This is a genomic window from Enterobacter sp. R-1.6.2 (assembly GCF_035064085.1).
Lineage (GTDB): Bacteria > Pseudomonadota > Gammaproteobacteria > Enterobacterales > Enterobacteriaceae > Enterobacter > Enterobacter asburiae_B.
Map to the genome: position 1 here is coordinate 68,709 of NZ_JASEYI010000022.1, position 12,940 is coordinate 81,648.

At 56.5% G+C, this 12,940-nt stretch carries 12 protein-coding genes; 9 read left to right on the top strand and 3 right to left on the bottom strand.

What is annotated here, in order from left to right; translation table 11 throughout:
- Position 1: 1 nt before the first annotated feature.
- From tatB to tatD, 3 genes are read left to right on the top strand one after another with little or no spacing between them, the layout of a single operon-like run.
- On the top strand, positions 2 to 544 hold the full coding sequence (gene tatB / locus QMN93_RS20420; protein WP_048980574.1) for a Sec-independent protein translocase protein TatB: 543 nt from the start codon (positions 2 to 4) through the stop codon (positions 542 to 544).
- 2 nt (positions 545 to 546) lie between these two features.
- On the top strand, positions 547 to 1,317 hold the full coding sequence (gene tatC / locus QMN93_RS20425; protein WP_023309607.1) for a Sec-independent protein translocase subunit TatC: 771 nt from the start codon (positions 547 to 549) through the stop codon (positions 1,315 to 1,317).
- Positions 1,318 to 1,358: 41 nt separating this feature from the next.
- A complete protein-coding gene (tatD, locus tag QMN93_RS20430) occupies positions 1,359 to 2,141 on the top strand; it encodes a 3'-5' ssDNA/RNA exonuclease TatD (protein WP_193140185.1) in 783 nt (260 codons plus the stop codon).
- Here tatD and rfaH read toward each other — a convergent pair.
- Positions 2,138 to 2,629, bottom strand: coding sequence for a transcription/translation regulatory transformer protein RfaH (gene rfaH / locus QMN93_RS20435; RefSeq protein WP_033146887.1), 492 nt, complete (start codon positions 2,627 to 2,629; stop codon positions 2,138 to 2,140). The two genes, tatD and rfaH, sit on opposite strands and share 4 nt — an antisense overlap.
- Positions 2,630 to 2,802: 173 nt before the next feature.
- Between rfaH and ubiD the strand changes: the two genes are divergently transcribed.
- Positions 2,803 to 4,293, top strand: a complete 1,491-nt coding sequence (ubiD, locus tag QMN93_RS20440; RefSeq protein ID WP_161496003.1) for a 4-hydroxy-3-polyprenylbenzoate decarboxylase — start codon at positions 2,803 to 2,805, stop codon at positions 4,291 to 4,293.
- Positions 4,294 to 4,335: 42 nt separating this feature from the next.
- Complete coding sequence (gene fre, locus QMN93_RS20445; protein ID WP_008501516.1) at positions 4,336 to 5,037, top strand: NAD(P)H-flavin reductase; 702 nt, start codon at positions 4,336 to 4,338, stop codon at positions 5,035 to 5,037.
- A 161-nt stretch (positions 5,038 to 5,198) separates the two neighbouring features.
- On the opposite strand, the gene fadA is transcribed toward fre, so the two are convergent.
- Positions 5,199 to 6,362 (bottom strand): acetyl-CoA C-acyltransferase FadA, encoded by a 1,164-nt coding sequence (gene fadA, locus QMN93_RS20450; protein ID WP_008501515.1) that lies wholly within the window; start codon positions 6,360 to 6,362, stop codon positions 5,199 to 5,201.
- Between the two features lie 9 nt (positions 6,363 to 6,371).
- Complete coding sequence (gene fadB, locus QMN93_RS20455; RefSeq protein ID WP_087822941.1) at positions 6,372 to 8,561, bottom strand: fatty acid oxidation complex subunit alpha FadB; 2,190 nt, start codon at positions 8,559 to 8,561, stop codon at positions 6,372 to 6,374.
- 190 nt (positions 8,562 to 8,751) lie between these two features.
- Here fadB and pepQ point away from each other — a divergent pair, with 190 nt between their 5' ends.
- Genes pepQ through hemG form a run of 4 tightly spaced genes read left to right on the top strand, consistent with a single transcriptional unit; the run spans position 8,752 to position 12,746 of the window.
- Entirely contained in the window at positions 8,752 to 10,083 is a 1,332-nt protein-coding gene (gene pepQ, locus QMN93_RS20460; RefSeq protein WP_032662849.1) for a Xaa-Pro dipeptidase, read from the top strand.
- On the top strand, positions 10,083 to 10,697 hold the full coding sequence (locus tag QMN93_RS20465) for an IMPACT family protein (protein ID WP_193140183.1): 615 nt from the start codon (positions 10,083 to 10,085) through the stop codon (positions 10,695 to 10,697). Before pepQ ends, QMN93_RS20465 begins: the two co-directional genes overlap by 1 nt.
- A gap of 41 nt (positions 10,698 to 10,738) precedes the next feature.
- Positions 10,739 to 12,190, top strand: a complete 1,452-nt coding sequence (gene trkH / locus QMN93_RS20470; RefSeq protein ID WP_023309600.1) for a Trk system potassium transporter TrkH — start codon at positions 10,739 to 10,741, stop codon at positions 12,188 to 12,190.
- Positions 12,191 to 12,200: 10 nt separating this feature from the next.
- Positions 12,201 to 12,746, top strand: a complete 546-nt coding sequence (gene hemG, locus QMN93_RS20475) for a menaquinone-dependent protoporphyrinogen IX dehydrogenase (protein WP_029739672.1) — start codon at positions 12,201 to 12,203, stop codon at positions 12,744 to 12,746.
- Positions 12,747 to 12,940 lie beyond the last annotated feature (194 nt).

Consider the following 12,940-nt stretch of genomic DNA (forward strand, 5'->3'; position numbering starts at 1 on the left):
CGTGTTCGACATTGGTTTTAGTGAGCTCCTGCTGGTCTTTGTGATTGGCCTGATTGTGCTGGGGCCGCAGCGTCTGCCGGTGGCAGTGAAAACCGTTGCGGGCTGGGTTCGTGCGCTGAGATCTCTGGCATCGACCGTTCAGAATGAACTGGCGCAGGAGCTTAAGCTGCAGGAATTTCAGGAAAGCCTGAAAAAGGTCGAGAAGGCGAGCATGGATAACCTGACGCCGGAACTGAAAGCGTCAATGGATGAGCTGCGCGAAGCGGCAGAATCGATGAAGCGCTCCTATAGCGTTAACGATCCTGAAAAAGCGAGCGATGAAGCGAACACCATCCATAACCCGGTGGTGAAGGGCAGCGAAGAGCAGCGCGAGGGCGTAACGCCTGCCAGCGCTGAACATCAGGCTGCCGCGCCAGAACAGACGCCTCAGGAAACCGAAGTGAAAAAACAGGCGCAGCCGGAAGAGTCGGTAGCAAAAACGGCGGAAGTGAAGCCCGCTGCGTCCGTTTCCGAATCATCCCCCTCGTCGAGTGATAAAGCGTAAACATGGCAGTAGATGATACTCAACCGCTGATTACGCACCTCATTGAGCTGCGTAAGCGCCTGTTAAACTGCATTATTGCGGTTTTACTCATATTCCTGTGCCTGGTCTATTTTGCCAACGATATCTATCAGGTGGTCTCTGCGCCGCTGATCAAGCAGATGCCGCTGGGCGCAACGATGATTGCAACAGACGTTGCTTCGCCGTTCTTTACCCCCATCAAGCTGACCTTCTGGGTGTCGTTGATTGCTTCTGCACCTGTCATTCTTTACCAGGTGTGGGCGTTTGTGGCGCCCGCGCTGTATAAGCATGAACGCAAGCTGGTGATCCCGCTGCTGGTGTCCAGCTCGCTGCTGTTCTATATCGGCATGGCGTTTGCCTATTTCGTTGTCTTCCCGCTGGCCTTCGGCTTCCTGACGCATACCGCGCCGGAAGGGGTCCAGGTGTCGACGGATATCGCCAGCTACCTCAGCTTTGTGATGGCGCTGTTTATGGCGTTTGGCGTGGCATTCGAAGTGCCGGTGGCTATTGTGCTGCTCTGCTGGGTAGGAGTAACGACCCCGGATGACCTGCGTAAGAAGCGTCCGTATATCCTTGTGGGCGCATTTGTTGTTGGCATGCTGCTGACACCGCCGGATGTGTTCTCGCAGACGCTGCTGGCCATACCGATGTACTGTCTGTTTGAGGTCGGCGTTTTCTTCTCGCGTTTCTACGTGGGTAAAGGACGTCGAGCGGATGACGAAGACGATACGTCCGACAAGACCACTGAAGAGTAAAACCAGCCGCCCGTCAGGGCGGTTGTTATATGGGGATTTGCATGTTTGATATCGGACTCAACCTGACCAGCTCGCAGTTTGCGAAAGATCGTGATGAGGTGGTTGCGCGTGCTTTTGCCGCCGGGGTGAAAGGACTGCTGCTGACGGGCACCAACGTGCATGAGAGCGAGCAGGCGCAGCAGCTGGCGCAACGTTACGATCGCTGTTGGTCTACTGCTGGCGTGCATCCTCACGACAGCAGCCAGTGGACCGTAGAAAGTGGCGACACCCTGTACAGGCTGGCAAAGACGCCAGACGTTGTGGCGATCGGCGAATGCGGTCTCGATTTCAACCGTAACTTTTCCACGCCTGAAGAGCAGGAAAAGGCGTTTACTGCCCAGCTTGCGCTGGCGGCAGAGCTTGGAATGCCCGTATTTATGCACTGCCGCGACGCGCATGAGCGTTTCCTGGCTCTTCTGGATCCGTGGCTGGAGAAACTGCCCGGCGCGGTACTTCACTGCTTCACCGGTTCACGGCAGGAAGCGCTGGACTGTCTGGCGCGAGGGCTTTATCTGGGCATTACCGGCTGGGTGTGCGATGAGCGTCGCGGGCTTGAACTTCGTGAGCTATTGCCGGTAATCCCGGCTGACCGGCTGCTCCTCGAAACCGATGCGCCTTATCTGCTACCGCGCGACATGAAACCCAAACCGGCATCGCGGCGAAATGAGCCCGCGTATCTGGGGCACATTGTTGAGAGCGTCGCGAAGTGGCGCGGAGAGGATCCGCACTGGCTTTCGGCGCAGACGGATGACAACGTGCGTAATCTGTTCGGGATAAACATTTAAAGCTTGCGGAAGTCGGTGTTTTTAACGCTCTGCAGCACCTGCTTGTTCAGCAGATTGAGCAACAGCATAGAGCGCGCTTCCCCGTCCGGCTCGGCAAAAATCGCCTGCAGGCCTTCGAAAGCGCCTTCGGTAATCACGACGCTATCGCCCGAGTAAGGAGTTTCGGGGTCGGTGATCCCTTCGGGCTGTTGATAAATCGACAGCTGATGAATGACCGTCGACGGAACCGTTGCCGGATGTGCACCAAAACGAACGAAGTGGCTGACGCCGCGCGTTGCGCTGATGGTGGTGGTGTGGATGACTTCCGGGTCGAACTCCACGAAGAGGTAGTTCGGGAACAACGGCTCACTGACGGTTGTGCGCTTCCCGCGCTGCATTTTTTCAAGCGTGATCACGGGTGTCAGGCAATTTACAGACTGACGTTCAAGATGTTCCTGCGCGCGCTGAAGTTGCCCGCGTTTGCAATACAGTAAATACCAGGCCTGCATAATCACTCTTTCCCTTAGTTCGGGGCGCAAGCATATCAAAACCCTGGCGGGATCGCTAAGTTGATTATAATGGGGGAAAATGGAACAGAACGCATAAGTTCACGCTTATTTAACAAAATTACAGCATCAAGCAGGCTTACGCCGTATAATGAAGCGCTTACAGAGAGGCCATGATTAACTGCATGAAATACCACGATCTCCGCGACTTCCTGACGCTGCTGGAAAAGCAGGGTGAACTCAAACGTATTACACTTCCTGTCGATCCTTATCTGGAGATGACAGAAATTGCTGACCGCACCCTGCGTGCCGGTGGCCCCGCATTACTGTTTGAAAATCCGAAAGGTTACTCCATGCCGGTGCTGTGCAACCTGTTTGGTACACCGCGTCGTGTTGCACTGGGAATGGGGCAGGAAGACGTCTCTGCGCTGCGTGAAGTCGGTAAACTGCTGGCGTTTCTGAAAGAGCCGGAGCCACCGAAAGGCTTCCGCGATCTGTTCGACAAGCTGCCGCAGTTTAAGCAGGTGCTGAACATGCCCACCAAACGCCTGCGCGGCGCGCCGTGCCAGCAGAAAGTGCTGGAAGGTGATGCGGTTGATCTGACCAAAATCCCTATTATGCAGTGCTGGCCTGAAGATGCCGCTCCGCTTATCACCTGGGGGCTGACCGTTACGCGCGGCCCGCACAAAGAGCGGCAAAACCTCGGTATTTACCGCCAGCAGTTGATTGGCAAGAATAAACTCATCATGCGCTGGCTGTCGCATCGTGGCGGCGCGCTGGATTTCCAGGAGTGGTGCGCTGCGCATCCGGGGGAGCGTTTCCCGGTGTCTGTCGCCTTAGGTGCCGATCCGGCCACCATTCTGGGAGCCGTCACGCCCGTGCCGGATACGCTCTCTGAATATGCATTTGCAGGCCTGCTGCGCGGAACGAAAACCGAAGTCGTGAAGTGTATCTCTAACGATCTCGAAGTTCCGGCCAGTGCGGAAATTGTGCTGGAAGGTTACCTTGAGCAGGGTGAAATGGCGCCAGAAGGCCCTTACGGCGACCACACCGGCTATTACAACGAAGTGGATAACTTCCCGGTGTTTACCGTGACGCACATTACGCAGCGTGAAGATGCGATTTATCACTCCACGTATACCGGACGTCCACCGGATGAACCGGCGGTGCTGGGCGTGGCGCTGAATGAAGTGTTTGTGCCGATCCTGCAAAAGCAGTTCCCGGAAATTGTTGATTTTTATCTGCCGCCTGAAGGATGCTCGTATCGCATGGCGGTGGTTACGATGAAGAAGCAGTATCCTGGTCATGCTAAACGCGTGATGATGGGCGTATGGTCTTTCCTGCGCCAGTTTATGTATACCAAATTTGTTATTGTCTGCGATGATGACGTTAACGCCCGCGACTGGAATGACGTAATCTGGGCCATTACCACGCGAATGGACCCGGCGCGCGATACGGTGTTAGTCGAAAACACGCCGATAGATTACCTGGATTTTGCCTCGCCGGTTTCCGGCCTTGGTTCAAAGATGGGACTGGATGCCACAAATAAATGGCCTGGCGAAACCGACCGTGAATGGGGTCGCCCGATCAAAAAAGATCCTGCAGTGACCGCGCGAATTGACGCGATCTGGGACGAGCTGGCCATAATGAATAACGGTAAACCCTGAGCTGACCGTTAAGCCCTATAGACTTCCCGACAGAGAGAGCGAATGACAACCTTAAGCTGTAAAGTGACCTCGGTAGATGCCATCACCGACACCGTATATCGCGTCCGTTTAGTGCCAGAAGCGCCATTCTCTTTCCGCGCGGGTCAGTACCTGATGGTTGTGATGGATGAGCGTGATAAGCGTCCTTTCTCTATGGCCTCAACGCCAGCGGAGCAGGAATTTATTGAGCTTCATATTGGTGCGTCAGAGCTTAACCTGTATGCGATGGCGGTGATGGATCGGATCCTGAAGGAACGTGAAATCGTGGTGGATATTCCGCACGGCGATGCGTGGCTGCGCGATGACGAAGACCGTCCGCTGATCCTGATCGCTGGTGGTACGGGCTTCTCTTATGTGCGCTCTATTCTGTTGACCGCCCTGGCGCGTAACCCGGACCGTGACATCACCATTTACTGGGGTGGCCGCGAAGAGAAACATCTGTACGACCTGTCTGAGCTGGAAGCGCTGAGCGTAACCCATCCTAACCTGCGCATTGAGCCGGTGGTTGAGCAGCCGGAAGAGGGCTGGCGTGGTCGCAGCGGGACGGTGCTGACGGCGGTGCTGCAGGATCACGGCACGCTGGCAGGGCACGATATCTATATCGCTGGCCGTTTTGAGATGGCGAAAATTGCCCGCGACCTGTTCTGCAACGAACGTGACGCGCGTGAAGACCGCCTGTTTGGCGATGCGTTTGCCTTCATTTAAATAAAAAACCCGCCCCTGACAGGCGGGAAGAACGGCAACTAAACTGTCTCTCTTCGCCAATGACGCCAGTGGCGGTGAGATACCTCTCGTAGGCCGGGAAAGCGCAGCGCCTCCCGGCAAAAGCCCGATGGCGCGATGCTTATCGGGCCTACGTTATAGCCTTACACTCTCTCAAACACCGTCGCGATACCCTGACCCAGCCCGATACACATCGTTGCCAGACCAAACTGGGCATCTTTGCGTTCCATCAGGTTGATAAGCGTCGTGCTGATACGCGCCCCGGAGCAGCCCAGCGGGTGGCCGAGGGCGATCGCGCCGCCGTTGAGGTTAATTTTCTCGTCGATCTGCTCCATCAGCCCCAGATCTTTAATGCACGGCAGGATCTGCGCGGCGAACGCTTCGTTCATTTCAAACAGGTCGATGTCGCTGGCGGTTAATCCCGCTTTTTTCAGCGCCAGCTTCGAGGCCGGAACCGGGCCGTAACCCATGATTGAAGGATCGCAGCCCACGACCGCCATCGAACGTACCCGTGCGCGAGGCGTTAAGCCCAGCTCGCGGGCACGGCTTTCGCTCATCACCAGCATCGCGGCGGCACCGTCGGACAGCGCCGACGAAGTACCTGCCGTTACCGTACCGGTGACCGGATCAAACGCAGGGCGCAGGGTAGAAAGCGCTTCTACGGTGGTTTCCGGGCGGATGACTTCGTCGTAGCTGAACTGCTTCAGTACGCCGTCTGCGTCGTGGCCGCCGGTCGGGATGATCTCATTCTTAAAGGCACCGGACTGCGTCGCCGCCCATGCGCGAGCATGAGAGCGCGCGGCAAAGGCATCCTGCATTTCACGGCTAATGCCGTGCAGACGAGAGAGCATCTCGGCGGTCAGGCCCATCATCCCCGCGGCTTTCGCCACGTTACGGCTCATGCCAGGATGAAAATCGACCCCGTGGCTCATCGGCACGTGCCCCATGTGCTCAACGCCGCCCACCAGGCAGGCCTGCGCATCACCGGTCATGATCATTCGCGCCGCGTCGTGCAGCGCCTGCATTGACGAACCGCACAGGCGGTTGACGGTGACGGCCGGAACCGAATGCGGGATCTCCGCCAGCAGCGACGCGTTACGGGCGATGTTGAAACCTTGCTCCAGAGTCTGCTGCACGCAGCCCCAGTAGATATCGTCCAGCGCAGCAGGATCCAGCGCCGGGTTACGCGCCAGCAGGCTACGCATCAGATGCGCGGAGAGGTCTTCCGCACGCACGTTACGGAATGCACCGCCTTTTGAACGGCCCATCGGGGTGCGAATCGCATCAACAATGACAACCTTTTCCATTGTGACTCCTTAAGCCGTTTTCAGCTCGCCAACCGGACGGGCTGGCTCAACTGCTGGATAGTAGGGTTCGTTATGGCGCGCTTTGTTACGCAGCCCTTCCGGCACCTCATAAAGCGGGCCGAGGTGCTGATACTGCTGAGCCATATCGAGATAGCGAGCGCTGCCGAGCGTGTCCAGCCAGCGGAACGCGCCGCCGTGGAACGGAGGGAAGCCCAGGCCGTACACCAGCGCCATATCGGCTTCTGCCGGGCTGGCGATGATACCTTCTTCAAGGCAACGCACCACTTCGTTGATCATCGGGATCATCATGCGGGCGATGATCTCATCGTCGGTGAAGTCGCGTTTCGGCTGGCTTACATCGGCCAGCAGGCCGTCTACCACGGCATCTTCTTCTTTCTTCGGTTTGCCTTTGCTGTCTTCTTTATAGCGCCAGAAGCCCAGGCCGTTTTTCTGGCCGAAGCGGTTAGCGTCGAACAGAGCGTCAATGGCGTCGCGATAATCTTTCTGCATACGCTGCGGGAAGCCTGCCGCCATCACCGCCTGAGCGTGGTGAGCGGTATCAATCCCGACCACGTCCAGCAGATACGCTGGGCCCATCGGCCAGCCGAACTGTTTCTCCATCACTTTGTCGATTTTGCGGAAGTCCGCACCGTCGCGCAGCAGCTGGCTGAAGCCTGCGAAGTAAGGGAACAGCACGCGGTTAACGAAGAAGCCCGGGCAGTCGTTAACAACGATCGGCGTTTTGCCCATCTTGCTGGCCCATGCCACCACTTTAGCGATGGTTTCGTCAGAGGTTTTTTCCCCGCGGATCACTTCGACCAGCGGCATACGGTGTACCGGGTTGAAGAAGTGCATCCCGCAGAAGTTTTCCGGACGCTTCAACACGCTCGCCAGTTCGCTGATTGGAATGGTGGAGGTGTTAGAGGCCAGCACGGTCTCAGGACGAACTTTATCTTCCGTTTCTGCCAGCACCGCTTTTTTGACTTTCGGGTTCTCGACGACGGCTTCGACTACTACGTCGACACGGTCGAAACCGCTGTATTCCAGCACGGGCTGAATGGTGGAGATCACGCCTGCAAGCTTCAGCCCGTCAATTTTTCCGCGCTCCAGCTGTTTATTCAGCAGCTTGGCCGCTTCGGTCATGCCCAGCGTCAGGGATTTCTCGCTGATGTCTTTCATCACTACCGGCACGCCTTTCCAGGCGGACTGGTAAGCGATACCGCCACCCATAATGCCGGCACCGAGTACCGCCGCATGTTTTGGCGTCTCAACGTTTTTGGTCAGCTGCCTGGCTTTACCCTTCACGAACTGATCGTTGAGGAAGATACCGACCAGCGCGCGAGCTTCATTGGTGTGCGCCAGCGGGACAAAGCTCTGATTTTCGAGCTTCAGCGCTTCATCGCGTCCGAGACGAGCAGCCGCTTCAATGGTTTTCACCGCCGTGATCGGCGCCGGGTAGTGTTTACCCGCCGTCTGCATCACCATGCCTTTGGCGATGGTGAAGCTCATGGTGGCTTCAATCTTGCTGAGTTTTAACGGCTCCAGCTTCGGCTGGCGTTTGGCTTTCCAGTCGAGATCGCCGTTGATTGCCTGACGCAGAATGGCGAGTGCGCCTTCAACCAGTTTCTCTGGCTTCACGACGCCGTCGACCAGGCCGATTTTCTGCGCCTGTTCTGCGCCGACGTCTTTACCTGCGGCAATGATCTCAAGGGCGCTGTCGGCACCCAGCATGCGCGGCATACGCACGGAGCCGCCAAAGCCCGGCATGATGCCCAGCCTGGTTTCCGGCAGGCCGATGCGCAGGTCCGGCGTCGCCAGACGGTAGTCGGTCGCGAGTACGCATTCGCAGCCGCCGCCCAGCGCGTAGCCGTTAACGGCGGAAATGGTCGGGACAGGCAGATCTTCCAGACGATTAAAGACGCTGTTGGCAAAGTGCAGCCACTGGCTCAGCTGTTCTTCCGGGACCAGGAACAGCGAAAGAAACTCGGTGATATCGGCACCGACAATAAAGGCCGCTTTGTTCGAACGCAGCAGCAGCCCTTTTAATTCAGGTTGTTTTTCAAGAACATCCAGCGCCTGGCCAAGACTGGCCACCGTCGCGGTATCAAGCTTGTTCACTGAGCCGGGAGCATCGAACACCAGTTCGGCAATGCCATCTTCCAGCCAGTTGAGGTACAGGGTGTCGCCTTTGTAGAGCATGTCAGTCTCCTGAATCCAGCAATTGGATCTGGTCATACCAGATGAATCGGAGTGTGGGATTTATGTTAATAAAATGCAAATTACTCATTAAGAAAATGCTGCATTGATCACGGTCGGTGGAAATCACGCAGCCGGAGTGAGGTGTGCTAAGATGCGATGACTTGAGGTCAAAAAAACGAAAGGAAGAATGATGGACTCACTGGCTTCGCTTTATAAAAATCATATCGTTACCCTACAGGAACGTACCCGCGATGTACTGGCCCGCTTTAAGCTGGATGCGCTGCTGATCCACTCCGGCGAGCTGATGAATACCTTTCTGGATGACCACGCTTATCCGTTTAAGGTGAACCCGCAGTTTAAAGCCTGGGTGCCGGTGACTCAGGTTCCAAATTGCTGGCTGCTGGTGGATGGCGTGAACAAGCCGAAACTGTGGTTCTACCTGCCGGTCGATTACTGGCACAACGTAGAACCGCTGCCGACCTCTTTCTGGACGGAAGAGATTGATGTGATTGCACTGCCGAAAGCGGACGGCATTGGCAGCCAGCTGCCTGCCGCGCGTGGCAACATCGGCTATATTGGCCCTGTTCCGGAGCGCGCGCTGGGTCTGGATATTCCGGCAGACAAACTCAATCCGAAAGGGGTGCTGGATTACCTGCACTATTACCGCGCGTATAAAACCGACTACGAACTTTACTGCATGCGTGAAGCGCAAAAAACGGCGGTGAACGGTCACCGTGCGGCGCATGAAGCGTTCCAGTCCGGCATGAGCGAGTTCGATATCAACCAGGCCTATCTGACCGCGACAGGCCACCGTGATACCGACGTGCCGTACAGCAATATCGTCGCGCTGAATGAGCACGCGTCCGTGCTTCACTACACCAAACTGGATCACCACGTACCGTCGGAGATGCGCAGCTTCCTGCTTGACGCAGGCGCCGAGTACAACGGTTACGCGGCCGACCTGACCCGTACCTGGGCGGCGAATGCGGATACCGATTTCGCGCAGCTGATTAAAGACGTGAACGATGAACAGCTGGCGCTGATTGCCACCATGAAGGCCGGAACCAGCTATGTGGATTACCACATCCAGTTCCATCAGCGCATCGCAAAACTGCTGCGTAAACATCAGATTGTGAAAGACATGAGCGAAGAGGCGATGGTCGAAAACGATCTAACCGGGCCATTCATGCCGCACGGTATCGGCCACCCGCTGGGCCTGCAGGTTCACGACGTTGCGGGCTTTATGCAGGATGACACCGGCACGCACCTGGCGGCACCGTCTAAATATCCTTACCTGCGCTGCACTCGTATTCTGGAGCCGCGTATGGTGCTGACGATTGAACCGGGGATCTACTTTATCGAATCCCTGCTGGCGCCGTGGCGTGAAGGCCAGTTCAGCAAACACTTCAACTGGGAAAAAATTGACGCGCTGAAGCCGTTTGGCGGTATTCGCATCGAAGATAACGTGGTGGTTCACGAAAACGGTATCGAGAATATGACGCGAGACCTGAAGCTGGCCTGATGGAAAGCTGGCTGATACCGGCTGAACCGGTCACCTTTGTTGAGGAAATCAAGAAAAGCCGCTTTATTACGCTGCTGGCGCATACCGACGGCGTAGAGGCGGCAAAGGCGTTTGTCGAATCCGTTCGGGCTGAGCATCCTGACGCGCGTCACCACTGTGTGGCGTGGGTGGCTGGGCCGCCGGATGATTCACAGCAGCTGGGGTTTTCCGACGACGGTGAACCGGCGGGCACGGCCGGTAAACCCATGCTTTCGCAGCTGATGGGCAGCGGCGTGGGTGAAATTACCGCCGTGGTGGTGCGCTACTACGGCGGCATCCTGTTGGGCACGGGTGGGCTGGTAAAAGCGTATGGCGGCGGAGTTCAGCAGGCGCTGAATATGCTCACAACTATCCGCAAAACGCCGCTCACCGAATATACTTTACTGTGCGATTACGCCCAGTTATCCGGCATCGAGGCGCTGCTGAGGCAGTTTAACGGCGTGATTGCGCACAGTGATTACCAGGCAATGGTGCAATTACGCGTGGCGCTTCCGCAGGCGGAGCTGGCTGCTTTTTCAGCAAAACTGGCTGATTTTAGTCGTGGTTCGTTGCAATTGCTGCCGATTGAAGAATAATCCCCACCTCACTTTTTTGAATACCAAAGGAAGCGGCAGAGATGCATTTTCGTGCCATAACCCGAATCGTTGGACTGCTGGTCATACTCTTTTCCGGGACGATGATTCTCCCAGGACTGGTGGCGCTTATCTACCGGGACGGCGCGGGCCGGGCATTTACCCAGACCTTCTTTGTCGCGCTGGCGATCGGCTCGCTGCTGTGGTGGCCAAACCGTCGTCAGAAAGGTGAGCTGAAATCTCGCGAAGGATTTCTGATTGTGGTCCTGTTCTGGACGGTGCTGGGGAGCGTCGGTTCGCTGCCCTTCATCTTCTCTGAACAGCCTAACCTGAGCATCACGGATGCCTTTTTTGAATCCTTCTCCGGTTTAACAACCACCGGGGCGACGACGCTGGTGGGGCTGGATTCACTCCCGCACGCCATTCTCTTTTATCGCCAGATGCTGCAGTGGTTCGGGGGGATGGGGATCATCGTCCTGGCAGTGGCTATTCTTCCTATTCTGGGCGTTGGCGGCATGCAGCTTTATCGCGCCGAAATGCCCGGGCCGCTGAAAGATAACAAAATGCGTCCGCGTATTGCCGAGACGGCGAAAACCCTCTGGCTTATCTATGTCTTACTGACGGTGGCCTGTGCGCTGGCGCTATGGTTTGCCGGGATGCCCGCTTTCGACGCCATCGGACACAGCTTTGCGACGATCGCTATCGGCGGGTTTTCCACCCACGATGCCAGCGTCGGCTACTTCGACAGCCCAACGATTAACACCATTATTGCCATTTTCCTGCTGATTTCAGGCTGTAACTACGGTCTGCACTTCTCTTTACTGAGCGGGCGCAGCCTGAAGGTGTACTGGCGTGACCCGGAGTTCCGCATGTTCATTGGCGTCCAGCTTACGCTAGTGATCATCTGTACCCTGGTGCTGTGGTTCCATGATGTCTACAACTCCGCGCTGACCACGCTAAATCAGGCGTTCTTCCAGGTGGTATCGATGGCGACGACCGCCGGGTTTACCACGGACAGCATCGCGCGCTGGCCGCTGTTCCTGCCGGTGCTGCTTTTATGCTCGGCATTTATCGGGGGCTGTGCGGGTTCTACGGGCGGCGGCCTGAAGGTGATTCGTATTCTGCTGCTATTTAAGCAGGGGAACCGTGAGCTGAAGCGCCTGGTCCACCCGAACGCGGTCTACAGCATCAAACTGGGGAACCGCGCGCTGCCGGAACGTATCCTCGAAGCGGTGTGGGGATTCTTCTCGGCGTATGCGCTGGTCTTTATCGTCAGTATGCTGGCGATTATCGCGACGGGGGTGGATGATTTCTCCGCCTTTGCGTCCGTCGTAGCAACATTGAATAACCTCGGGCCCGGTCTGGGCGTTGTGGCGGATAACTTTGCCAGCATGAACCCGGTCGCGAAATGGATCCTCATCGCCAATATGCTGTTTGGTCGTCTTGAGGTCTTTACGCTGCTGGTGCTGTTCACCCCTACATTCTGGCGCGAGTAAGGAGCCGTTGATGAAAACATTGATTCTTTTCTCTACGCGAGACGGGCAAACGCGTGAGATTGCCGCTTATCTGGCGTCGGAATTAAAAGAGCTGGGTATTTACTCGGATGTGGTGAACCTGAACCGTGCGGAGCAGATTGCCTGGCAGGAGTACGATCGCGTGGTAATTGGCGCGTCAATTCGTTACGGGCATTTCCATCCGGCGCTGGATCGCTTTGTGAAAAAGCACACGGCGGTGCTCAACAAATTGCCCGGTGCGTTTTATTCGGTCAACCTGGTCGCACGTAAAGCCGAGAAGCGTACGCCGCAGACCAACAGCTACACGCGCAAGTTTTTACTCAGCTCGCCGTGGCAGCCAGACCTGTGCGCCGTCTTTGCCGGCGCGCTGCGCTACCCTCGCTACCGCTGGTATGACCGCTTTATGATCCGCCTGATTATGAAGATGACCGGGGGTGAAACCGATACGCGTAAAGAAGTGGTTTATACCGACTGGTCGCAGGTGGCCAGTTTTGCGCGGGAAATCGCACATTTAACGGGCGATTCGCGACATAAATAAGCGTTAAGTTTGAAAAGTGAGCGAACGAAAAGTTTTTTGTATTTTATGCTTGTCACGTCGGAATAACTCCCTATAATGCGCCTCCACTGACACGGAACAACGGCACACACGCCGCCAGGTCAGCAGAGAAAAGCGAAATTAATCACTTGACTCTGAAGCGGGAAAGCGTAATATGCACACCCCGCGCCGCTGCG

Coding starts and splice junctions, on each gene's coding strand:
- tatC (WP_023309607.1), top strand. CDS start 547: ATGGCAGTAGATGATACTCAACCGCTGATTACGCACCTCATTGAGCTG.
- tatD (WP_193140185.1), top strand. CDS start 1,359: ATGTTTGATATCGGACTCAACCTGACCAGCTCGCAGTTTGCGAAAGAT.
- rfaH (WP_033146887.1), bottom strand. CDS start 2,629: ATGCAGGCCTGGTATTTACTGTATTGCAAACGCGGGCAACTTCAGCGC.
- fre (WP_008501516.1), top strand. CDS start 4,336: ATGACAACCTTAAGCTGTAAAGTGACCTCGGTAGATGCCATCACCGAC.
- fadA (WP_008501515.1), bottom strand. CDS start 6,362: ATGGAAAAGGTTGTCATTGTTGATGCGATTCGCACCCCGATGGGCCGT.
- fadB (WP_087822941.1), bottom strand. CDS start 8,561: ATGCTCTACAAAGGCGACACCCTGTACCTCAACTGGCTGGAAGATGGC.
- pepQ (WP_032662849.1), top strand. CDS start 8,752: ATGGACTCACTGGCTTCGCTTTATAAAAATCATATCGTTACCCTACAG.
- QMN93_RS20465 (WP_193140183.1), top strand. CDS start 10,083: ATGGAAAGCTGGCTGATACCGGCTGAACCGGTCACCTTTGTTGAGGAA.
- trkH (WP_023309600.1), top strand. CDS start 10,739: ATGCATTTTCGTGCCATAACCCGAATCGTTGGACTGCTGGTCATACTC.
- hemG (WP_029739672.1), top strand. CDS start 12,201: ATGAAAACATTGATTCTTTTCTCTACGCGAGACGGGCAAACGCGTGAG.